Origin of the sequence: Microcoleus sp. T3_D1 (genome assembly GCF_036700405.1) — a bacterium.
Lineage (GTDB): Bacteria > Cyanobacteriota > Cyanobacteriia > Cyanobacteriales > Microcoleaceae > Microcoleus.
Map to the genome: position 1 here is coordinate 1 of NZ_JAUBOV010000109.1, position 18,756 is coordinate 18,756.

Genomic DNA, 18,756 nt, shown 5'->3' on the forward strand with positions numbered 1-18,756 from the left:
TTTCGTTGAATCCCTCTGTCAAATGTCAAGCCAATCTTCTTGACAATGACATCGAAATTAAGATGCGATTACCCTGCGTCCTCATCGAGTTCTTCAGTATCTTCTTCAGAGGATTTAGCTAACTCATTGCGACGCTTTAAGCTTTGAGCATTGAACTCCATTAAATCGGCAATGGCAGCTTGTGGATTGTCAGCAATTGTATCGTAAAGTTGGCTCATCGCTAAGGCAACAACTTCGACATCATACTTGAGTTCATCGGGCCGGCCAACTAGCTTGGGAAACACAGTATTGTTCCACTCTTGCCAGTCGAACTTTTTACCATTGCCATTGCCGTTGCGCTTATTCAACTGAGCTTGAATATCCAATCCCAGTTTTTCGCGAATTGCGTGGCCAACCTTTGTCGAAATACGGCTATCGCGACGCTGAATTGTCACACCGTACTTCTTATGAATTGTATTGCGAATCTGTTTGACTAGCTCGCCAGCAAGTTGCTCGGAGCTGAGGTTAGGTTGAGGTTTTGATTTGGCTCCATTGTTACTGCCGACAGTTTGATTGTTCTGCTTTTCAGGCGGTTTTGATTTAGCAGGCACTGGTGACTGAGAGCGATTTGGAGTGGCTGCTGTTTGTTTTTTAGTTGTGGCCATGATTGACAATTTAACTTACATAACATCAATTTATGAGTGCCGTTAGGCACAATTACCCCCTCCAGTTGAGGGGGAGAATTTCGCTCATTAGCAGGAAGTTAAATTTTAATTACATTAGTTAAATTTTATGTTACATCTCCTGTAAGTAGTGGTGTATAACGCATGAAGATTTTCAATAACTGGTCTAACTTAAGAGTTATTCAAACTCCCATTATTGCCCTCGAATATTACAGTGCCGATCGCCAAACAATCTTGTCATCATTTCATCAGTACGCTAATGAGTGTTGTTTACCTGTTTATTATTGGAATCCGGGCTATGCAACTCTTCAACAGGTGCGGTGTTTGGATAAACATCTCCCGAATTTAGGTTGTCATTCAGATATGACAAGCGTTTCAGATATTTCCCAGATGTATAATAGTGAATGCGTCTTATGTAAAACTGAGCTATCTGTCGAGAGTGATGTCCTGCAATTTCTGCTGGAAAATGACTGCCCCGGTATCTTTTTGTTAGAGGACATTTTGGAGTCAGACAGTACCGAACAGCCTCTTGTCCGCCGTTATTCTCAATTGGCTAACGCATTCTTTGAGCTGAAAGGGCGTTCAGCCAACCAATATTGGGTACTGCTGGGTGAGTACATCCAACTGCCATCAAAGCTAAGTCCATTAATTCCTCTACTCAAATGTCCGTTACCCGATCGTTTTGAAGTCGAAGTTCTTGTAGATAATTTTTGCGATCGCAATTGTTCCCTTGATTTTGGTTCAGATGCGGTAGCTGCTAAAAAACGGCTGGCTGTTTCGAGTCTAGGGCTGCCAACTGCTGAAATTGAATTAGTGTTAGATCGATCGCTCTCTGTGACTGCTTCAGTTGTCCAAATCGCACAGTTGGTATTGGAGCATAAAATATCGCAACTTCGAGACCAGGGGTTGGAGTTCATTGCTTCTCCAGACGTGCCTCATGCTGGCGGTTTAGATTTATTAGACGCTTATTTGAGCGAAGTCGTAAAGCTGTCAGAAGCTGATGCCAAGAAATATCACCTCAGACCTCCCAAAGGAATGCTGCTGTGGGGGCCGCCGGGGACGGGCAAAAGTTTGAGTGCAAAGCTAGCTGCTAAGAAGCTAGGTTATGCGCTTTTAGCAGCAAGTTGGGGCAATATTCTAGGTTCCTCTAATCCAGATCGCGCTCTCAACAAAATGCTGGATACAGCCGATAATTTGGGCGGCTGCGTGCTGTTCTTTGACGATTTTGACAAGGGTTTTTCTGGCTGGGAATCAAATGCTGATGGCGGTGTAGCTAGGCGGCTGTCGCAGAAATTGCTCACATGGATGCAGGAGCATGAAAGCCCCGTGTTAATGTTAGCTACTGTTAACCGCTTAGAAATGCTGCCGGCTGAACTTATCCGCAGATTTGACGACGGCGGAATCTGGTTTGTGGATTTGCCACACAGCGGCGCTCGCTATGAGATTTTCAATTTGCACTTAGCTAAGTATTTCCCAGAGCAGTTTGGGGAAGGAAAAGAGAATCTTTGGAGCGACAGACAGTGGTATTCGCTACTATCTGATTATGCCGGAGCAACGAGTGCTGAAATTGCGATCGCAGTAAAACGCTGTGCTGAACGAGCCTATTGTGAAGGGCGACCTGGTAAAATTGAATTGGCCGATCTGCGTTATCAGAGAACTCAGTTTGTGCTGTCGTCTGAGCGTTCTTCTGAAGATATCCAGGGGATTCGCAACAAAGCGTCCTTTGCTCGGCCTGCTTCTGGGAGGGATGGGTCTAAATTTGCGGCGGCAGAGCAAGAATTATTCGAGTATCGGCCACCTGCTTACGAGAAAACTTGAGTGTACGATCGACAGCAATAGCAGGGTTTTATTGGCACCGAAAATCAATTCCAAGATTTCTGCCGCATTAGATGGTGCGGTGCAAACAAGAGAAGTATTGTAAAACTTCATTGAGTTTATAAGCAATTATAAACAATAATGGTATTATATTGTTGTGAGTGTTGGACAAGAAATACGCATAGCCCAAAGAACGGAAGTCTCAAATGCAACTAACAGAGAGGCACATCATTAAATCAACGGAACACCGTTTCGCCCAAATAGACGAACTAGCTTTCAAGTCCAAAAACCTCTACAATGCCGCCAATTACGTCATTCGTCAGAGCTTTATTTATGGATGGGGTTATGTCAGTTATAACGAAATGAACCGATTGATGAAGTCTCATGAAGCCTACAAGGCTTTGCCTGCCAAAGTAAGCCAGCAAATCTTAATGGTGTTAGACAAGAATTGGAAATCGTTTTTTGAAGCAGTTAAAGCTTACAAGGCTGATTCTTCAAAATTCACGGGTCGCCCGAAATTGCCAAAGTACAAAGACAAAACCAAAGGGCGAAACCTTCTCGTCTACACGATTCAAGCAATTAGTAGTAAACAGTTGAAGAAAGGAATCATTAAACTTTCGGGTACTGAACTTTTAATCAAAACCAAAGTCGCTCCCCATCTGATTTGCCAAGTTAGGCTGGTTCCGAAATGTGATTCCTATGTAATTGAGGTAATTTATGATGCTTGTACTGAGCGTAGTCGAAGTGAACCGGAGTCCACCCTGGGCAACGTTAATTCTGTAGCTAGTATTGATTTAGGACTAGATAATTTAGTGGCGTTAACTTCAAATCAACCGGGATTTATCCCTTTGTTGATCAACGGGCGACCATTGAAATCGATTAACCAGTTCTACAACAAACGCTCTTCACGATTACAATCCCAGTTAAAAGGGAACCGCAAAACTTCACCCCGGATTCAGCGCTTAACTCGCTGTCGCAATCAGAAAGTTGACAATTACTTACATCATGCCAGCCGCCTAATTATTGACATTTTAACTGCCAAGCAGATTGGGACGCTAGTAATTGGCAAGAACGCGCAGTGGAAAACTGAAATTGATCTCGGGAAGCCTACCAACCAAAACTTTGTTAGTATTCCTCACTCTCGATTGATTGAGATGTTGGAATACAAAGCTCGGTTGGCGGGAATCACAGTAATTGTGCAGGAAGAATCCTACACATCGCGGGCCAACTTCGTGGGTCTAGACCCAATCCCTGTCTACGGGAAAACAGAAAAAGAGCCGATGTTTACTGGTAAGCGTATCAAGCGAGGTTTGTACAAAACATCAATCGGTCAATTAATTAACTCTGATGTTAATGCTTCGTACAACATCCTTAGAAAAGCAATCCCAAATGCGTTCAGCAATGGGATAGAGAGCTGCGTAATTCAGCCGAGGCGGGTTAATCCGCTCAAAGTAAAAGTGAAAGGGGAGGGGCTTGAAGCCTCCCATGTCTATAAATGACTATACTTTTACCAGCTATTCGCATCTTACTCTTTTTACTTCGGACGCATTTATCTCGCTATTGCTTAAAACCATTGTGGGATACAATACATCGGTGTGATATAGCTATCAATTCCCTTCAATCTCCTTCGACTTCCACAACCAACTGATAAACCCGCAAACTCGGATGTTCGCCAAGCAGCCGCCAACAATATCCCTCAATTGTATTAAAGTTAGCTATTTTTTTCTCTAGTTTCTCTGCTCCTTTTTGCAGCATTGCTAGCTAAAATTCAAATCTATCCATGTTTGATTCGGAGATGGCTGATTGGCTACTATTCAGGAATTGGCGGTTTGGTTGGCACAATTTTTGAAAAATCTGCGGTTGATTATTTTTGGATTGTTGATAGTTTGGGGGCCAATCTTTTTTTCGCAAAAGTTGGTGATGCCGGAATTGTTTAAGCGGTGGAAGAATGGCGATTGCCATTCTGTTTAAAATTAGATTAATAGAGGTTGCAATTCCAGATTGTCCCTTTTTAATTAAATCCTTTTGTTCCTGCCGAGCGATCGCGGTAGACAAAATCTTCTTTGTGCACGGACAATCTATCTAACACCGATCGAATTTGAGAGTGTTGCGGTGAAAGATGGCAAACAGGATCGGTAGCCCGTGCATCTTGGGTTAACAGAAATGCTTGACAGCGACAACCACCCCAATCCAAGGTTTTACGATCGCAACTCTGACAAGGTTCCGGCATCCAATTCGTACCGCGAAATCGATTCATTCCCGCAGACTCAAACCAAATCCAATCAAGCGCGCGATCGCGAATATTGCCAAACTCAATATCGGGAATTGCCATTGCCGCTTGGCACGGTAAACCGTCGCCATTGGGAGTAATAATTAACGTCCGATTCCCCCAACCGCCCATGCAAGGTTTGGGATATTGAGCGTAGTAATCTGGAATAACATAGAGAATTCCCATTGGAATTTTGCGCCTTTGTTGAGCTGCTTTCACCACTTGTTCCGCGCGGGCTAACTGTTCGCGAGTCGGCAATAAAGCATCCCGATTGTGCAGCGCCCAACCGTAGTATTGAGTGTTTGCTAATTCAACGCGATCGGCTTGCAACATCTCGGCCAGCGATAGCATTTCCTCAAGGCGATCCAAATTCTGACGGTGTAAAACAAAGTTCAATGTTAGCGGCAAACCTAACTCTTTTACCAGTTGAGACGCAGCGATTTTTTGGTCGAACGATCGCGTTCCGGCAATGCGATCGGACTGCGCCGCGAGGCTATCTTGAATGCTAATTTGAACGTGATCTAAACCCAGGTTTTTTAAATTTGCCGCCCGTTCTTTTGTGAGTAAAGTTCCGGCCGTAACTAATGTCGTGTAAAGTCCTAACTCGGCCGCGGTTTCGACCAATATTTCTAAGTCTTCGCGCAGCAAAGGTTCTCCACCAGTCAGCCCCAACTGCAAAATACCCAACTTTCGAGCTTGCCGGATTACTCGCAACCAATCCTCTGTCTGGAGTTCTTGCTGGTAAGAATTATCGCTCCAGTTTATCGGATTCGAGCAGTAGGGACAGCGCAAAGGACAGCGATAGGTTAACTCTGCAACCAAGCTAAAAGGTAGCGCAATTTCATTCATTTAAAAAACCTCGCTGCGAAATTTGAGCGATTAGTTGGCGGACATCTGCTTCTACATTGGGGCTAGCAAACTGCGCGGATAATTCTGCAATAATTTCGTCGGTCGTATGGTGGCGATCGCACAGTTTTAAAATTGCCCAAGCCGTTTTATTCAGTTTGACTGCGCCTTCGGGAAACAAGAGAAAATGCTGTTGCCTGATCTCATCCCAAAACAGCCGCACTCCACAAGCAAGATAGGGATAACTGTTACCATTCATTAGTTTTCAAGATAGTTGACAGTTGATAGTTGACAGTTGACAGTTGACAGTTGATAGTTGACAGTTAGTAATTGTCCCAATCTCCCAATCCCCCAATCTAAAATCTAAAATCTTCCCCTCTCCCCTCATGTTTCTGAGGGACGAGTGTCTCCTCGTTCGATCGCTTCAAGCTGGCTCCACAACAGATCGCATTTGAAAATTAATGCCCGAACAGCTTTCTGTTGCATCTCAACAGTCTGACAGTTTTGCACCACTAAATTCAGTGCGTAGCGAGCATCTTGAGGGGCTTGATGCAATCGCACTCGGAAATAATCAAATCCACTCGGATCGATCCATGAATAGTATTTTTCCAACGCAACCAATCGATCGCGAATTGCATCAGGTCCAAACAACTCTGTCAGCGAAGATGCGATCGCTTCAATCCAAGGTTTAGTCTTGCAGAAATTGACATAAGCATCGACAGCATATCGCACTCCGGGCAAAACATTTCCATCGTCCAACAGTCGATCGCGCGACAGTCCCACCGCTTCACCCAATCGCAACCATGCTTCAATTCCTCCTGCTTCCGCACCCCTACCGTCGCGATCGATATTCCGGCCGTCATGGTCGATAATGCGTTGAATCCACTCGCGCCGCACTTCTCGATCGGAACAATTCGATAAAATTGCAGCATCTTTAAGCGGAATATTGCGTTGATAATAAAAGCGATTAATTACCCAGCGCCGAACTTCTTCTGGAGTCAATTCTCCTGCATTCATGCGTTGGTGAAACGGGTGCAGGTGGTGGTAGCGGTGGTGTTGCTGGCGCAGCAAATTCTCGAATTCAATCGGTGACAATAATTCTTGCATGGTTCGAGCGGATCTAGTTTGTGATGAATTTATCATTGCATATTTTCAGCATTGCTATATCTCGCGTCCGCTCGCTCGGCCTAATAAAAAATGCTTGCATTACGGAAAATCATTTGTGAAGTTCTTACTCCCGAGCGAGTTTGGGGAATTGGGGTCGGCTAAAAATTTATGAATCATTTATGATTGCAATATCACAAATCAAACATTAATCCATCACAACCAATTTCAACCTTTTGACTTTCAACTGCTTGTCGCTCAGGAGAATTTGGAATTAGAATTGGATTGGTATTGTTGATATGAACTAGAATTTTGCGCGACCCAGTTAGTCCTTCAAGCTGCCGCAAACTGCCTCGCTCTCCCGATAAAGGTAAATGTCCCATTTGCAGTGCCGATCGCGCTCCAACACCTAAGGCTGGAAGTTCGTCCTCAGTCCAAAACGTGCCGTCGATCGCGATGCAATCGCTGGCATTTAAACGGCGCTGCATTGTCTCGTCGATCGCCGCCAATCCCGGTGCATAAGTTAGAGTTTTACCAGTGCTGAGATCGCGAATTGTCAATCCTACGCCCCAAACTTCATCCGGCGATCGATCTTCGTTCTGCATATATTTCGGCGGTTTTGTCGAAAGTGCAAAAGCCTCGACTTCCAGATCGGATGCCAGCGAGATGGCAGCATCTAGAGGCGACCAATCGACACCGCAATAATTTTGCAGTGTCGAAAATAATGGATAGCCGGTTGTCAGGGCGAATTTGACTCGATCGGAACTGTAAATTTTTAAAGGATGCGATGATTCCCGCAACAGCATCAACCCAGTCGTATGGTCGATTTCAGCATCCGTTAAAATGATGCCAGCAAAAGGCAGCGATCGCCCGTTTTGCGGAGCAAAACAGTTGTGCGCTCTCATTAGTTCAATTTGCTGGCGCACGTCCGGCGAAGCATTAATTAAAAACCAATCCCCGCCGTTCGATCGAATTGCGATCGATGATTGAGTTAGCGCTGTTGCCCGGCCCGATCGACTCGCTTCACAGCCCCGACAATGACAGTTCCATTGGGGAAATCCCCCGCCCGCCGCTGCTCCCAAAATTCTCACGATCATCTATCAAAATCCGTTAAAAATAAGAATTCAGAATTCTGAATTCAGAAGCCAAAATCAAGAAGAATTCAGAAGTCAGAATCAAGAAGAATTCAGAACTGAGAATCCATTAGTAAGAGATTTAGACCTGCCAATAATTGTAGACCACCAGTTTTCAATTTGGTGGGAACTTACGCACCAGCTCTATATGTATGGTGCTTGTGGCGCACCTTACCGCTACTAATAGTTTGTTTGTCAAACTACTTGAGGCGTAAATCCTGTTAGTGTGGAACGCGGAACCGATTTATTCATGCGCCCGTCTTACAGAATTTAATTCTGACTTGTGACTCCTAAATTCATTCTGACTTGTGACTCCTGAATTCTGTTTGATTAATCGACCTTAGTTATTAGTCGGTTCCAGCCGAATCAATTTACCGTTCGAGTCATCTGTGAGAACGTACAGCAACCCATCTGGACTTTGCCGCACGTCCCGCACCCGCTGCCCGATGCTAATTTCTTCCTGGCGGAGGACATTTCCGGCTGCATCGAGCTCGATCCGCCGCACGTCTTGAGAAACTAAGCCCCCGGCAAACAGATTGCCCCTCCAAGCAGGAAAACGATCGCCAGTATAAAATGCCAGTCCAGAAGGAGCCGTTGCCGGAGTCCAAACGACTTTTGGATCTACCATACCGGGGCGCGATCGCTCCTGTGAAATCTCGCCGCCTGCATACTCCTGACTGTGGGTGACGAGCGGCCATCCATAGTTTTTGCCCGCTTCAGCTAGATTCAATTCATCGCCCCCGCGCGCCCCGTGTTCCGTTATCCAAACTCGTTTTGTTCCCGGATCGAAGGCTATCCCTTGAATATTGCGGTGTCCGTAACTCCAAATAGCCGGATCTGCATTGGCATTTGTTGCGAAGGGATTATCGCGAGGAATTGAACCATCATCGTTTAACCGCACTATTTTGCCCAGACGGCTGCCTAAATTCTGTGCTTGCTTCCGAATCAGAGCGCCTTCTAGCTGCACCGGTGGATTTCCGCCATCTCCGATCGCGACTAACATGGTGCCATCCGGCAGCCACAGGATGCGCGATCCAAAATGTTGCGTACCCGACTTGACTTGAGACACCTCGAAGATGACGCGCAAATCCTGCAAAGCTTTGCCGTCAAATGTCGCTCTGGCAATGCGAGTCCGATTCGCATCGGGGCTGCCCGAGGCGTAAGTCAGATACACAAATCGATTTTCGGCAAATCGAGGGTGAATGGAAACATCCATCAATCCACCTTGGCCTGATGACATCACCGAGGGCACGCCCGCGATCGGAGTTGGTTCCAACACCCCATTTTTGTGCAACCGCAGTCGCCCTGCTTTTTCCGAAATCAACATACTGCCATCGGGCAGCCATGCCATGCCCCAGGGGCGTTCTAACCCTTCCGCGACCGTTGCTTGCTTGAACCCCGGAGCCGTGCTGCTTGGAGATACTGCTTGAAGGGGCGATGCTTCAGCAGTAGGGGCAGGAGTAGGGGCAACATTAGGGGCAACAGCAGCCGTATTTGGGGGAGCGGCAGAACAAGCTGCGATCGTGATTCCAGCACTTACCAGCCCAATCCTCCGAATTGAGTGTTTTATCAACAAAAGCATGATAGTTATTTCCTGCTATTGCTGGTTGTAGATGTAGGCGGTGACTTCCAAACACAAATCGAATTCTTCGATCTCTGGTTTTTCCCAATCTTCAGAAGTGCGGATCGGCTGCCGAGATTCAGGGCGATCGTCGCTAGCGGAATTTTGCTGTGAGGTTTGAGATTGGTTTTGCGTTGCCATGAAAATTCTCCTAAAACTTAAAGCTGGGTTCGGAGCGTGCTTGATGCTGTTGCAATTTCCATTTATAGCGCAAAATTTAAAAAGCGATCGACCTATCGGAGGGATGAATCCGCGATCGAGAACAGTCGATCCTTTGTCTTTCGCTCCCGACTCATGGGCGATAAAAGCTTCATCTATTAAGGACAGAAATATTTGAGCGACTGCTGCATTATTGTTGCCAGGAAGTCCCAGCACTTTCTTGAAATGCCGTCGTAAGTGAGCCAGACACTTCTGTTGGGCTGCAACTTTCCCAACATTATAAACGCTGAAATCATCTGAGCTTAAGACTCCTGCAAGTTCTGTACCCAGCATGGTTTCTACTTCCACACGTCACACAAGTATCTGCCGCATGAAACAAACAGAATCCTTCTCCACTAGCCGTCCATAGCCATTCTTTAAGCCCTGAGATAGATGTGGGGTGAGCTAATTTCGGTTCTGTCTACTCGTCCAAACCCTTTGCGGGTTCTCCCCGTCAAGACCTGGTTGTCCGCCTGGTTTCTTTTTTTGGTCGGCTTCTGGTTTAACTGTTGGTTTATCTGGTTTTTGGATCGGAGCCGTTGATGGGGGTTTGGATGAAGTCTGACTGGTGGTTCGACTTTTGCCCGCAGCAATAGCTAGTTTTTCTTGCAATTGTGCAATAATTTTTTGCAGATCCAGTACCATTTCCACTCCTTCAGCTTGGCTCAACTGCTCGATTTCGGTTTTTTTTCTGCTCTCTGGTGGGTGCGGTCTTTTTCATTTGTTTATTTTACCAGCTTTTGACACTTAAGTCTTTTTTGACCTGAATCCTTACGTTAAAGCATTGGTTGTGGAGCCACATTCTCCCTCCTGCCTGATAAGGTGCAGTCATTGTTATGGATAATCTACCAGCCCATAAATTGGCGGTGATTGAACCATTGATTCAAGCGACTGGTGCCAGTATCCTGAATTTATCACCATATTCTCCTGACTCTAATCCGAGCGAATTATGGTGGTCACAACTCAAAGCTTTTTTACGTAAGTTTTCGCCCACTACTACCAAGATGGTAGCCATTTTACTAGCTACTGCGCTTGATTTGGTTAATATTAAGCACTTTAAAAACTGGTTTACAAGCTGGTACTGTACTTTATAAACCTGGAATACGCTGTATGTAGTAAATCGTACAGAAGTAAGCTTTCTAATATCTTAAGCTTCAGCGGTATTTCGCATACAGGATTATGCACACTATACAAGAACGATCGTGCAATTCTGCGTTTGTATTGCCTCGAAACTGCACCTTTAGTGAAACTGATGGGAAAGCCCTTGCGCCGTTTTGGTATCCGATCGCGTTCTCGCATGAAGTCACGGATCGACCGTTTGCCGCAAAGCTGCTCGATTGCAAATATCACGGCGTCCGCTACGACAAAAGCGGTCAATGCACGCGTATTCCCGCTCAACCGGATGCCGCAATTCCCGCTCGGCTGAAATTGACGACCTACGCTGTCATCGAACGCTATGGTTTAGTGTGGGTAAGGCTGGTGGATAACGGTTCGGTGCATTTTCCATACTTTCAGGAATGGAACGATCCAGACTATATTCAGGTTCTGCCAGGCAGCGTGGCTCACGAAGCTGCCGCAGGTCGTCAAGTCGAAGGCTTTCTGGATGTGAGTCATTTTGCGTTTGTTCACACCGAATCCTTTGGTGAGCGCGAAAATCCAGAAGTGCCAGATTATCCCGCCCGGCGACTACCGCACGGGTTTCGCGCTGCGGGATGTCAGCACTGTGAGCAACGATCCGCACAATCTAAAGCATCTGAGTCCGCCTGGGTTTAAGCGGCGTCGATTGTTTGAAGTGTGGCTGCCGTTCACAGCGAAGTTAAGCGTTACCTTTGGGAACGGGCAGTTACACATCCTGAATGCTGCCTGTCCGGTTTCAGCCCGCAAAACGCGCTTATTTGTGCCGATTTGCCGCAATTTTGACAAAGATGCACCGCTGCAAGACACGCTGGACTTTAATCATCAAGTGTTTGGCGAAGATAAGGACATTGTTGAAGAACAGTATCCCGAAGATTTACCGATCGCGCTGCAAGATGAAGTCCACATTGCCGGGGATAAAAGCTCGATCGCCTATCGCAAAGGATTGGCGGCATTGGGTCTAGGACGATCGTTTACCCCCTAACTCCTATCTCAATTAAATTTCGGAGATCCAAACCATGAGCGCTGATTTAGAATTTCAAAAACCAATTCCACCAAAGCAATCCTACACAGGTTGGCAAGCAGCATTGGCAGAGTTCTTTCAGTTTGATTTCTACAGAACCAATTTCAGAACAGAGACGCTCGCGGGTATCACCACGTTCATGACGATGGGATACATCTTAGTCGTCAATCCGATTATTCTGTCAAACGCGATTTTTCTACAACAGCCTGGAGATTTGTTTTCGCAATTGGCTGTAGCAACCGCTGTGGCGTCGGCAGTTGGAACCTTCTGCATGGCAATTTTAGCAAACTACCCGTTCGGGCTCGCGCCTGGAATGGGAACAAATGCCTTTTTTGCTTTTTCAGTTGTAATCGGACTGAAAATCGATTGGCGGTTGGCGCTGTCATGCGTGTTTGTTCAGGGATTAATTTTTATGCTTCTGACGTTGACAGATGTACGTAAGTTATTGATCGCGGCAATTCCAAAGTCGCTCAAGCACGCAACCGCAGGTGGGATTGGCTTGTTTATTGCCTACATCGGGATGTCAGGAGATGTTGTTAATGGGGGGGCCGGATTGATTGTGGCAAATCCAGCCACAAAAACGGCGTTTGGCAGTTTAGCAGAACCGAACACGCTACTGGCTGTGGCGGGTTTAGCGATTACAGCCGGATTGGTGGTGCGGCGCGTCAGAGGTGCGTTACTATTTGGAATCTTTGGAACTGCAATTTGGGCTTGGCTGTTCAAGGTTTCACCCCCACCTCAAGGATTTTTTGCGCTGCCGGAACTGCCAAAAGACATTTTTGGTCAAGCATTTCTGGGAATTGCTAATCTGAACTCCGAGAATTTTATTGACTGGATTGCAGTGCTATTTGTGTTTCTGTTTGTTGATATTTTTGACACCATCGGGACGTTAACGGGTGTCGGAATGCGGGCTGGTTATATCGGAGCCGATGGCGAGCTGCCGCGTGCCAATAAAGCACTGATGGCAGATGCCATTGGCAACACAATCGCTCCGATATTCGGTACGTCGAGCGTGACGGCTTATGTTGAATCGGTCGCAGGCGTTGTCGAAGGCGGTCGAACAGGGTTTACCGCTTTAGTTGTGGCAGGATTATTTGCGCTGTCGCTGTTTTTCATTCCGGTGTTTAAAGCGATTCCGGCTTTTGCAACGACGCCGACGCTGGTGATTGTTGGCGCGATGATGTTGGCCGAGGTGAAAGAAATTCCCTGGGATGATATGTCAGAAGTGATTCCAGCGTTTCTAACGATTTTCCTGACTCCATTAACGTATTCGATCGCGGAAGGGTTGTCGATCGGATTTATTGCCTATCCGATTGTGAAAACCTGCCAAGGTAGAGCCAAGGAAGTGTCTGGGGGAACTTGGGTCGTAGCGGGCATCTTCGTGATTCGGTTCATCTTTATGTCGCTGCGGTTTCATCATTCAGCAGCCTGAGCCGGCTCAGGCGAGATCCAACTGCTAGGTGTGAATCACTTATATCAAGTTCGATCTCCCTGATATCTTGCAGCAATGTCAATCAGGGGATTTTTCGTGGGGTCGGGCGGGTTTATCCTCCCCAACTTTCCATCACTTTAATTTCAACTTCGCAAGGAATCGGAGAGAGAAATTTATTCCCGGCTCTCACCATACATTTTTTAAGCATTGCTTTAACGGGCTTTACTTCTTCGATAGGACACTCTATTAAAATTTCATCGTGAACCACACAAATCAGTTTAGCCTCCGTGCAGCTTAGAGGTGAAAAAATGAGAGCAAGAGCGAGTTTAGTAATGTCAGCACTCATCCCTTGAATTGGGTTATTTAGCATTTCGTTAAGCAGCGGTTTAGTATCTTTTGACCATAATCTCCTTCTGCCTAAGACTGTCCGACTCTCTCGAATACCTCGGCTCCAGGCGCTCCGAACTTTGCCGTGAAATTGTTTGATACCTGTATAGGATTCAAAGAACTTCTTACGAAAGTGTGAAGCTTGTTGCAGCGTTAAAGTGACTCCATGCTCTGCTTGAGCCATATTCTTAAATTTCGTAACTCCCATGCCATAAATTAAACCGAAGTTAATAATTTTACCGAGCTGTCTGTCTTCGAGAGTAATTTCCGATAAGGGTTTTGCCAGCACCAAAGAAGCGGTCAGAGAGTGCAAATCTTCCCCTTTGGAGTAAGCTTTCACCATCGTGCGATCGCCGGAAACCTTCGCCATGATCCGCAGTTCAATCTGGCTGTAATCGGCTTTCAGCAGGACACAACCGGGTTCTACTTTAAAACACTGTCGGGTTTCCTTATCTCTGGGGATATTCGTTAAATTCGGTTCTCGACAACTAAACCGTCCTGATCTAGCACCAATCTGAAACCAATTGGGATGGATGCGCCCTGTAATCGGATGAATGTGTTCTGGCAAACCCAGAGTAAAAGTGTCGATACGAGTAGATAAGCTGCGGTACTCTAACAGTGTTTGAATCACAGGATACTCGCCTTGCAAAGGAATTAAATGTTGAGAGTTAGTGGAAGTAACAGGAATGCCTTTCTGTTGCAAAGCCGCTAGAACTTGCTTGGGAGAGCGAGGATTAATTGTATCCGTAAATTCCGGCAGGAGAGAGATTTGTTGATTAGGGTTAGGTCGATGGAGTTGTGAATTAATTTGTTTTAAAAGAGAGTCGCGTTGATGACAGAGCTTCACTCCCAAAACTCTCCACTGTTCTCTATCTAAAAGCATTCCGTTGAGTTGCATAGAAGCCACCGCAGGCAGACAGGAAAACTCTAGTAAAGCAGTTTTCCAAAGCTTAGAAGCTTTCAGTTTTTGTTGCAGAGCAGCAGCCAGCGGGAGTAAAATTGCAGCATCGGTAGCAGCATATTGCAGTTGAGCGAGTGTTAAGTTTGCCGACCAATCGCTAACTTGCTGCGTTTTGTCTAGCTTTACTTTCAACAAATTCTCAGTGACAGCATCTAGGGACAAATGCCGTTTTAGTCCAGCCGTCAGCACTCGGTAAGCTAAATAGGTATCGAAAAAGGGTTTCGATGGTTCCAGTCCGGCAAAAGCGAGCATTTGCCATTCAAATTTGAGGTTGTGACCTACCTTCAGTGCAGGACTCGCTAAGAGCAAGCGTAATGGTTCGAGGGAACTCGGTTCAATGGCCCATAAATCTACAATGATTACTGGATGGTCAGGAATGGCAAGTTGTAACAATCTAATTTTGGCTTTGTAGGGGTCAAGCCCTGTCGTTTCGCAGTCTATACCGATGATTTTTGCTGGTTGGAATGGTTGAAGGGCTGTTTCAAGATTGAAAGCAGTATCGATTAGTTGATAAGGAGTTTTAAGTGTAGCTTGCAACTGAGATTTTTGATTTTTATCGGTTAAAATAGTTGGAATAGCTGTTAATATTTCAGGCTTAAGGGGCGGATTAGCTCTCATCATTACTTTCGTTTCCAAAGGAGAGTGAAAGGAGCCGGGGCTGTCAATACCTGTCCGGTGTTTTGAGTAACGCTTGAGGATGTCTTGTGGAGTTAGCGGTTTCATTGCACGATCGCCAAAAATTTTCAAAGCTGCGATCGCGATCGCGGTTTAAAAAATAAACTCGATCGAGTTGAAGCAGCGCAATCTTGACCAAATAATGAGTGATGAGTAATGAGTAACAGGAGTAATTGGGGTAAACCCGAGATCCGCGCTGTCAATCGAACTGACAATTATCGCAATCTTAACAATCCTGAAATCGGAACAGATGCGGCAGCAAACGACAGCAGCAAAAACTCTCCAACTGCACGTAAAAAAACCTTTTTTATGTTATATTCAAGATAAAATATTTCAGGGAAACCCTATAAGCGATCGCACTTTACAAATCCCGCTAGCGAGCATAAAAACGATTACTTTGGAGAAAATTCAATGACTGTAATTAGCAATCATTTTGACCTACTCTATTTCACAAATTGTAATTTAGATCGACCTTTAATCCGCGATTCAAAAATTGTCATTCCCACCCGTCAACTCGGCTTGCTACCAAATCATCCACTTAATCCCCAAAATGAAATAACTTTTCTGCCAAAATCTTACCTAATTTTCGATGGAGTCAAAACATCGGTACGCCAATTAACCGGATATGTAGAAGAGCCTCCCGGCTCCCATGATTTCAAGCCTCTCGAAAAAACCTCTAGAACAGTTATAGATGATGATTTTCCAAATGTTGGTAAAACTGTCAGCTTATTTGGACTAGAAGGTGTTTTTGAAAACCCATTAGAATGGGTGGATTGGGAGATAGAAAGTGCATCATTTTATTTGATAGAATATTTAGCATATGACAGTAATTTACCGAGTTGTGGATAAATATAACTAAATTTATTCTACAATGATACTTATCAAGCATCAATTTGATGTTCCTAAATCCAGTGGAAAATGTTGTATTGTTCGGCAAGCAATTGCTTTTGAGGCAAGCACAGTTAACGTAACTTAAAAAGTAGTTTATCGAAAGCGCAGACAAAGATGATTAATCTGATACAAGAGCGTGCTACCAAAGAGCAACTTGAAGAAATGTTGGAAATCCTGAGCAGTTATATTAAACTGGCAGTGGATATCGAACGGGGAATTTTAGCTGGTGGTGGAGAGCTTCACGCTGACTGCGAAGCTGTATTGCTGGAAAATGGGAGCAAGCAAGTAGATATTTGGGGAGCAGATTGGTATCCGCTGACACAAGAAGTAGGTTATGAATCTCTCATCAATATCCGCCCCCGCCAAAACAATCGTTCGATGGAAATTCAAGATCCGATGATTCGAGATCGAGTTGCTCAGATCGTTCAACGGCTATTAGGAGAGTTATGAGAGATTGGAATGCTTTAAAGTCACGCTATTTGCGAGACGAACTGCCGGTTCGTCTGGGAAATTTAGCATCAAATTTAGCGCGAATCAAATCCCGCTGTCAAAATACAGCTCATGGCGAAATAATTGAAGATTTACTGCAAGAAAGCAAGCTGTTTATTGAATGGACTGCTGCCGATACAGAGATAGAAATAGCTGCTGAGTTAGTTGAGTTGCAGGTTCAGTTAGCTTGCTGGCAGTATTCTTGGGCTGAGATTCGATCGAACGTTCAGCAACGAATAAAAGTTAGCGAACAGGTAAAAATCTGGTCAGAAAAAGTGCTGAATATGTCGGGTTTGTTGGCTGCGAATTAGACAAGTGCGCGATCGCTCTTGATGCGCGATGTGCTATTTTCTCCATAAGAGCGATCGCGTTACGCAGTTGCAAATTCCGTAAACGGACGCAAACGCGGTGGATGAAAGGCAAGGACAATATCTTCGCGGGACACTCCTGCTTGCAGTAAATCAGTTGCAATACCGTCCTCAGTCCGGTCTTCTTCAATCCAGATTTTTCCGTCTTTCAGGCGAACGTGAATGACATTGCGGTTGATGCGGTTATCTTGATGCCATCCCATTTTCATGAGAAGATAAGTAGTTGCACATAATTAATTACACAGATTCTCGGCTCAAACCCTTACAAGCGTAAAGAGTCTTTATGTAATTAATTTTGTTTGGTTACTTAGTGCTCGCGAATCGGGTCGAACAGCAAAACAGATTCGACATCGGAATTGCCCGAAGTTAGCTGCTGGTATTCTTCGAGGATTTTTTAGATTAAGCTTCGGTAGCGTTCGAGTTTATCCATCTTTCAATGATCTCCTGGATTGGATCGAAAACCAAAACGATATTTCTTATCCAAATTTTTTATTTAAAATCGTCAGTTAAGTCCAAGGAAATAACTCGATCGGGCGCAAGAAGACCTCCGACTTTTATTACTTGCAATTCTCCGGTTTCTTGCGGATACTGTGCTTTCACTCGGGCAATTGCTGCATCTAAACTAGAAGCCTGAGCAATATACACTTTTTCCAGAGAGCTTAGCACCCAAATAGGTTGGGGCCACTTATGTCGGGGTTGTAGAACACAATTGTGCATTACTTGGCAAGTATACAGAACAATTTGCTCGATCGCGTTTGACGAACAAAACTCACCCAATTCCGATTCAATACACTGTTTGAGTTCTCGTGCCGGAATGTATTCTGCAACTGATTCAAAGGGCGTTAATTTCGGTTGTGGATTAGACGTTCGAGTGCTTTCTTGCACTACTAGCGATTCTATAAAATAACTCACTTGGGTGACGATCGAGTCAAAATCTACCTCCATCAATAAATGACCTAAATACTCCCTCAACAAATTTCTTAACTTCTCATCAGATATATTGATGCCGCAGGTTTTTAGATAAACTGAAGGTCGATCTCCTAAATTCCGACCACAGCCAACTTCTCCGTTAGCTGCATCTTCAGCTTCTACCAGTTCCATCAAACGCTGGTGGCGGATTGTATCATTTATTGTGGATTGAGGCTCGGAGGGAATTGATTTACTCATATTTCTGTCCTTAATGTTTCAAAGTAATTAAGATTGTCGGGTTCTTCAGGATCTGGGCCGCAGTCCAACAGCCCCACTCTCAACTTTCTATAAAATGGTAGCGCACCCGGCAGAGCGTGCAAACCTATCCTTCCTAGATATCCTAATTCTTCGCTGCGGGCGATCGCAAAATCTATCAGAGTTCCACCTACTCCTTTATAAGTAGGAGGATTGGTGATAGCATGTCGATTCCAAGGAGCCGTTGCTAGGGCTCTGACATACACCAATCTACGTCTTAATTGAGACTCAATATAGCAGCGTTTTTTTAGGATATCAATTGTCATTAAACCCTGAGTTGTGCCATCGCACTCAATGGCATATAGTTCATCTCCCGGTAAAAATTTAGTTCGATAGCTTTTGCTCACCCAATCCCAGTATTCATCCTCTTCCCCGCTTCCCCTCAATATTGGTTCCCAAAGGGTTGCGGCATCATCTAAATGCTTTTGGGCAACAGAGGTCAGGATGGGAGCATAACAGTTATGCGATCAGTATAAATACTGATGATAATTTAAGCTGCTGCTTTGAGATTGACACCAATCAT

At 45.2% G+C, this 18,756-nt stretch carries 23 protein-coding genes and 1 pseudogene; 10 read left to right on the plus strand and 14 right to left on the minus strand.

What is annotated here, in order from left to right; translation table 11 throughout:
• Nucleotides 1–68: 68 nt before the first annotated feature.
• Entirely contained in the window at nucleotides 69–644 is a 576-nt protein-coding gene (locus tag QT992_RS30285) for a hypothetical protein (RefSeq protein WP_333341940.1), read from the minus strand.
• 162 nt (nucleotides 645–806) lie between these two features.
• Here QT992_RS30285 and QT992_RS30290 point away from each other — a divergent pair, with 162 nt between their 5' ends.
• Together QT992_RS30290 and QT992_RS30295 are read left to right on the plus strand one after the other, a co-directional pair.
• Complete coding sequence (locus QT992_RS30290) at nucleotides 807–2,480, plus strand: AAA family ATPase (RefSeq protein WP_333341938.1); 1,674 nt, start codon at nucleotides 807–809, stop codon at nucleotides 2,478–2,480.
• A gap of 203 nt (nucleotides 2,481–2,683) precedes the next feature.
• Nucleotides 2,684–3,976 (plus strand): transposase, encoded by a 1,293-nt coding sequence (locus QT992_RS30295; protein WP_333341936.1) that lies wholly within the window; start codon nucleotides 2,684–2,686, stop codon nucleotides 3,974–3,976.
• 118 nt (nucleotides 3,977–4,094) lie between these two features.
• On the opposite strand, the gene QT992_RS30300 is transcribed toward QT992_RS30295, so the two are convergent.
• On the minus strand, nucleotides 4,095–4,232 hold the full coding sequence (locus QT992_RS30300; protein WP_333341935.1) for a hypothetical protein: 138 nt from the start codon (nucleotides 4,230–4,232) through the stop codon (nucleotides 4,095–4,097).
• Between the two features lie 48 nt (nucleotides 4,233–4,280).
• Here QT992_RS30300 and QT992_RS30305 point away from each other — a divergent pair, with 48 nt between their 5' ends.
• Nucleotides 4,281–4,448 (plus strand): hypothetical protein, encoded by a 168-nt coding sequence (locus QT992_RS30305; protein WP_333341933.1) that lies wholly within the window; start codon nucleotides 4,281–4,283, stop codon nucleotides 4,446–4,448.
• A gap of 40 nt (nucleotides 4,449–4,488) precedes the next feature.
• On the opposite strand, the gene pqqE is transcribed toward QT992_RS30305, so the two are convergent.
• The 8 genes and pseudogenes from pqqE to QT992_RS30340 form a co-directional block, all read right to left on the minus strand.
• Nucleotides 4,489–5,595, minus strand: a complete 1,107-nt coding sequence (gene pqqE / locus QT992_RS30310) for a pyrroloquinoline quinone biosynthesis protein PqqE (RefSeq protein WP_333341931.1) — start codon at nucleotides 5,593–5,595, stop codon at nucleotides 4,489–4,491.
• Nucleotides 5,588–5,851 carry a pyrroloquinoline quinone biosynthesis peptide chaperone PqqD gene (gene pqqD, locus QT992_RS30315; RefSeq protein ID WP_333058621.1) on the minus strand — a complete coding sequence of 88 codons (264 nt, stop codon included), beginning with the start codon at nucleotides 5,849–5,851 and terminating at the stop codon, nucleotides 5,588–5,590. The genes pqqE and pqqD overlap by 8 nt, the downstream gene beginning before the upstream one ends.
• 125 nt (nucleotides 5,852–5,976) lie before the next feature.
• On the minus strand, nucleotides 5,977–6,735 hold the full coding sequence (gene pqqC, locus QT992_RS30320; RefSeq protein WP_333341929.1) for a pyrroloquinoline-quinone synthase PqqC: 759 nt from the start codon (nucleotides 6,733–6,735) through the stop codon (nucleotides 5,977–5,979).
• A gap of 155 nt (nucleotides 6,736–6,890) precedes the next feature.
• Nucleotides 6,891–7,793, minus strand: a complete 903-nt coding sequence (pqqB, locus tag QT992_RS30325) for a pyrroloquinoline quinone biosynthesis protein PqqB (protein WP_333341927.1) — start codon at nucleotides 7,791–7,793, stop codon at nucleotides 6,891–6,893.
• Between the two features lie 376 nt (nucleotides 7,794–8,169).
• Nucleotides 8,170–9,411, minus strand: coding sequence for a PQQ-dependent sugar dehydrogenase (locus tag QT992_RS30330; protein ID WP_333341925.1), 1,242 nt, complete (start codon nucleotides 9,409–9,411; stop codon nucleotides 8,170–8,172).
• 15 nt (nucleotides 9,412–9,426) lie between these two features.
• The gene (pqqA, locus tag QT992_RS33800) at nucleotides 9,427–9,591 is read right to left on the minus strand and encodes a pyrroloquinoline quinone precursor peptide PqqA (protein ID WP_445305385.1); all 165 of its coding nucleotides are present in this window, start codon (nucleotides 9,589–9,591) and stop codon (nucleotides 9,427–9,429) included.
• Between the two features lie 162 nt (nucleotides 9,592–9,753).
• Nucleotides 9,754–10,048: pseudogene (locus QT992_RS33805) on the minus strand (IS66 family transposase); the annotation flags it as partial.
• Between the two features lie 5 nt (nucleotides 10,049–10,053).
• Entirely contained in the window at nucleotides 10,054–10,317 is a 264-nt protein-coding gene (locus QT992_RS30340; RefSeq protein WP_333341922.1) for a DUF6444 domain-containing protein, read from the minus strand.
• A 167-nt stretch (nucleotides 10,318–10,484) separates the two neighbouring features.
• On the opposite strand from QT992_RS30340, the gene QT992_RS30345 reads away from it, so the two are divergent.
• From QT992_RS30345 to QT992_RS30360, 4 genes are all read left to right on the plus strand, one after another.
• Nucleotides 10,485–10,742, plus strand: a complete 258-nt coding sequence (locus tag QT992_RS30345) for a transposase (RefSeq protein WP_333341920.1) — start codon at nucleotides 10,485–10,487, stop codon at nucleotides 10,740–10,742.
• 85 nt (nucleotides 10,743–10,827) lie between these two features.
• Complete coding sequence (locus QT992_RS30350; RefSeq protein ID WP_333341918.1) at nucleotides 10,828–11,421, plus strand: Rieske 2Fe-2S domain-containing protein; 594 nt, start codon at nucleotides 10,828–10,830, stop codon at nucleotides 11,419–11,421.
• 19 nt (nucleotides 11,422–11,440) lie between these two features.
• Entirely contained in the window at nucleotides 11,441–11,767 is a 327-nt protein-coding gene (locus QT992_RS30355; protein WP_333378411.1) for a hypothetical protein, read from the plus strand.
• A 34-nt stretch (nucleotides 11,768–11,801) separates the two neighbouring features.
• Complete coding sequence (locus QT992_RS30360) at nucleotides 11,802–13,238, plus strand: NCS2 family permease (RefSeq protein ID WP_333341914.1); 1,437 nt, start codon at nucleotides 11,802–11,804, stop codon at nucleotides 13,236–13,238.
• A gap of 112 nt (nucleotides 13,239–13,350) precedes the next feature.
• On the opposite strand, the gene QT992_RS30365 is transcribed toward QT992_RS30360, so the two are convergent.
• Nucleotides 13,351–15,309: a bifunctional 3'-5' exonuclease/DNA polymerase gene (locus tag QT992_RS30365; protein WP_333341912.1), complete on the minus strand. Its 1,959-nt coding sequence runs from the start codon at nucleotides 15,307–15,309 to the stop codon at nucleotides 13,351–13,353.
• A gap of 363 nt (nucleotides 15,310–15,672) precedes the next feature.
• On the opposite strand from QT992_RS30365, the gene QT992_RS30370 reads away from it, so the two are divergent.
• From QT992_RS30370 to QT992_RS30380, 3 genes are all read left to right on the plus strand, one after another.
• Nucleotides 15,673–16,110, plus strand: a complete 438-nt coding sequence (locus QT992_RS30370) for a hypothetical protein (RefSeq protein WP_333249260.1) — start codon at nucleotides 15,673–15,675, stop codon at nucleotides 16,108–16,110.
• Nucleotides 16,111–16,266: 156 nt separating this feature from the next.
• On the plus strand, nucleotides 16,267–16,602 hold the full coding sequence (locus QT992_RS30375; RefSeq protein WP_333132781.1) for a DUF5674 family protein: 336 nt from the start codon (nucleotides 16,267–16,269) through the stop codon (nucleotides 16,600–16,602).
• Nucleotides 16,599–16,952 (plus strand): hypothetical protein, encoded by a 354-nt coding sequence (locus QT992_RS30380; RefSeq protein WP_106331790.1) that lies wholly within the window; start codon nucleotides 16,599–16,601, stop codon nucleotides 16,950–16,952. Before QT992_RS30375 ends, QT992_RS30380 begins: the two co-directional genes overlap by 4 nt.
• A gap of 59 nt (nucleotides 16,953–17,011) precedes the next feature.
• Here QT992_RS30380 and QT992_RS30385 read toward each other — a convergent pair whose 3' ends face one another.
• From QT992_RS30385 to QT992_RS30395, 3 genes are all read right to left on the minus strand, one after another.
• Nucleotides 17,012–17,218, minus strand: coding sequence for an element excision factor XisI family protein (locus QT992_RS30385; protein ID WP_333341910.1), 207 nt, complete (start codon nucleotides 17,216–17,218; stop codon nucleotides 17,012–17,014).
• Between the two features lie 280 nt (nucleotides 17,219–17,498).
• Nucleotides 17,499–18,176 carry a hypothetical protein gene (locus QT992_RS30390; protein WP_333341908.1) on the minus strand — a complete coding sequence of 226 codons (678 nt, stop codon included), beginning with the start codon at nucleotides 18,174–18,176 and terminating at the stop codon, nucleotides 17,499–17,501.
• Nucleotides 18,173–18,619 carry a GNAT family N-acetyltransferase gene (locus QT992_RS30395; RefSeq protein ID WP_333341906.1) on the minus strand — a complete coding sequence of 149 codons (447 nt, stop codon included), beginning with the start codon at nucleotides 18,617–18,619 and terminating at the stop codon, nucleotides 18,173–18,175. Before QT992_RS30395 ends, QT992_RS30390 begins: the two co-directional genes overlap by 4 nt.
• Between the last annotated feature and the right edge of the window lie 137 nt (nucleotides 18,620–18,756).

Coding starts and splice junctions, on each gene's coding strand:
- QT992_RS30285 (WP_333341940.1), bottom strand. CDS start 644: ATGGCCACAACTAAAAAACAAACAGCAGCCACTCCAAATCGCTCTCAG.
- QT992_RS30290 (WP_333341938.1), top strand. CDS start 807: ATGAAGATTTTCAATAACTGGTCTAACTTAAGAGTTATTCAAACTCCC.
- QT992_RS30295 (WP_333341936.1), top strand. CDS start 2,684: ATGCAACTAACAGAGAGGCACATCATTAAATCAACGGAACACCGTTTC.
- QT992_RS30300 (WP_333341935.1), bottom strand. CDS start 4,232: ATGCTGCAAAAAGGAGCAGAGAAACTAGAGAAAAAAATAGCTAACTTT.
- pqqE (WP_333341931.1), bottom strand. CDS start 5,595: ATGAATGAAATTGCGCTACCTTTTAGCTTGGTTGCAGAGTTAACCTAT.
- pqqD (WP_333058621.1), bottom strand. CDS start 5,851: ATGAATGGTAACAGTTATCCCTATCTTGCTTGTGGAGTGCGGCTGTTT.
- pqqC (WP_333341929.1), bottom strand. CDS start 6,735: ATGATAAATTCATCACAAACTAGATCCGCTCGAACCATGCAAGAATTA.
- pqqB (WP_333341927.1), bottom strand. CDS start 7,793: ATGATCGTGAGAATTTTGGGAGCAGCGGCGGGCGGGGGATTTCCCCAA.
- QT992_RS30330 (WP_333341925.1), bottom strand. CDS start 9,411: ATGCTTTTGTTGATAAAACACTCAATTCGGAGGATTGGGCTGGTAAGT.
- pqqA (WP_445305385.1), bottom strand. CDS start 9,591: ATGGCAACGCAAAACCAATCTCAAACCTCACAGCAAAATTCCGCTAGC.
- QT992_RS30345 (WP_333341920.1), top strand. CDS start 10,485: ATGGATAATCTACCAGCCCATAAATTGGCGGTGATTGAACCATTGATT.
- QT992_RS30350 (WP_333341918.1), top strand. CDS start 10,828: ATGCACACTATACAAGAACGATCGTGCAATTCTGCGTTTGTATTGCCT.
- QT992_RS30360 (WP_333341914.1), top strand. CDS start 11,802: ATGAGCGCTGATTTAGAATTTCAAAAACCAATTCCACCAAAGCAATCC.
- QT992_RS30365 (WP_333341912.1), bottom strand. CDS start 15,309: ATGAAACCGCTAACTCCACAAGACATCCTCAAGCGTTACTCAAAACAC.
- QT992_RS30370 (WP_333249260.1), top strand. CDS start 15,673: ATGACTGTAATTAGCAATCATTTTGACCTACTCTATTTCACAAATTGT.
- QT992_RS30375 (WP_333132781.1), top strand. CDS start 16,267: ATGATTAATCTGATACAAGAGCGTGCTACCAAAGAGCAACTTGAAGAA.
- QT992_RS30380 (WP_106331790.1), top strand. CDS start 16,599: ATGAGAGATTGGAATGCTTTAAAGTCACGCTATTTGCGAGACGAACTG.
- QT992_RS30385 (WP_333341910.1), bottom strand. CDS start 17,218: ATGAAAATGGGATGGCATCAAGATAACCGCATCAACCGCAATGTCATT.
- QT992_RS30390 (WP_333341908.1), bottom strand. CDS start 18,176: ATGAGTAAATCAATTCCCTCCGAGCCTCAATCCACAATAAATGATACA.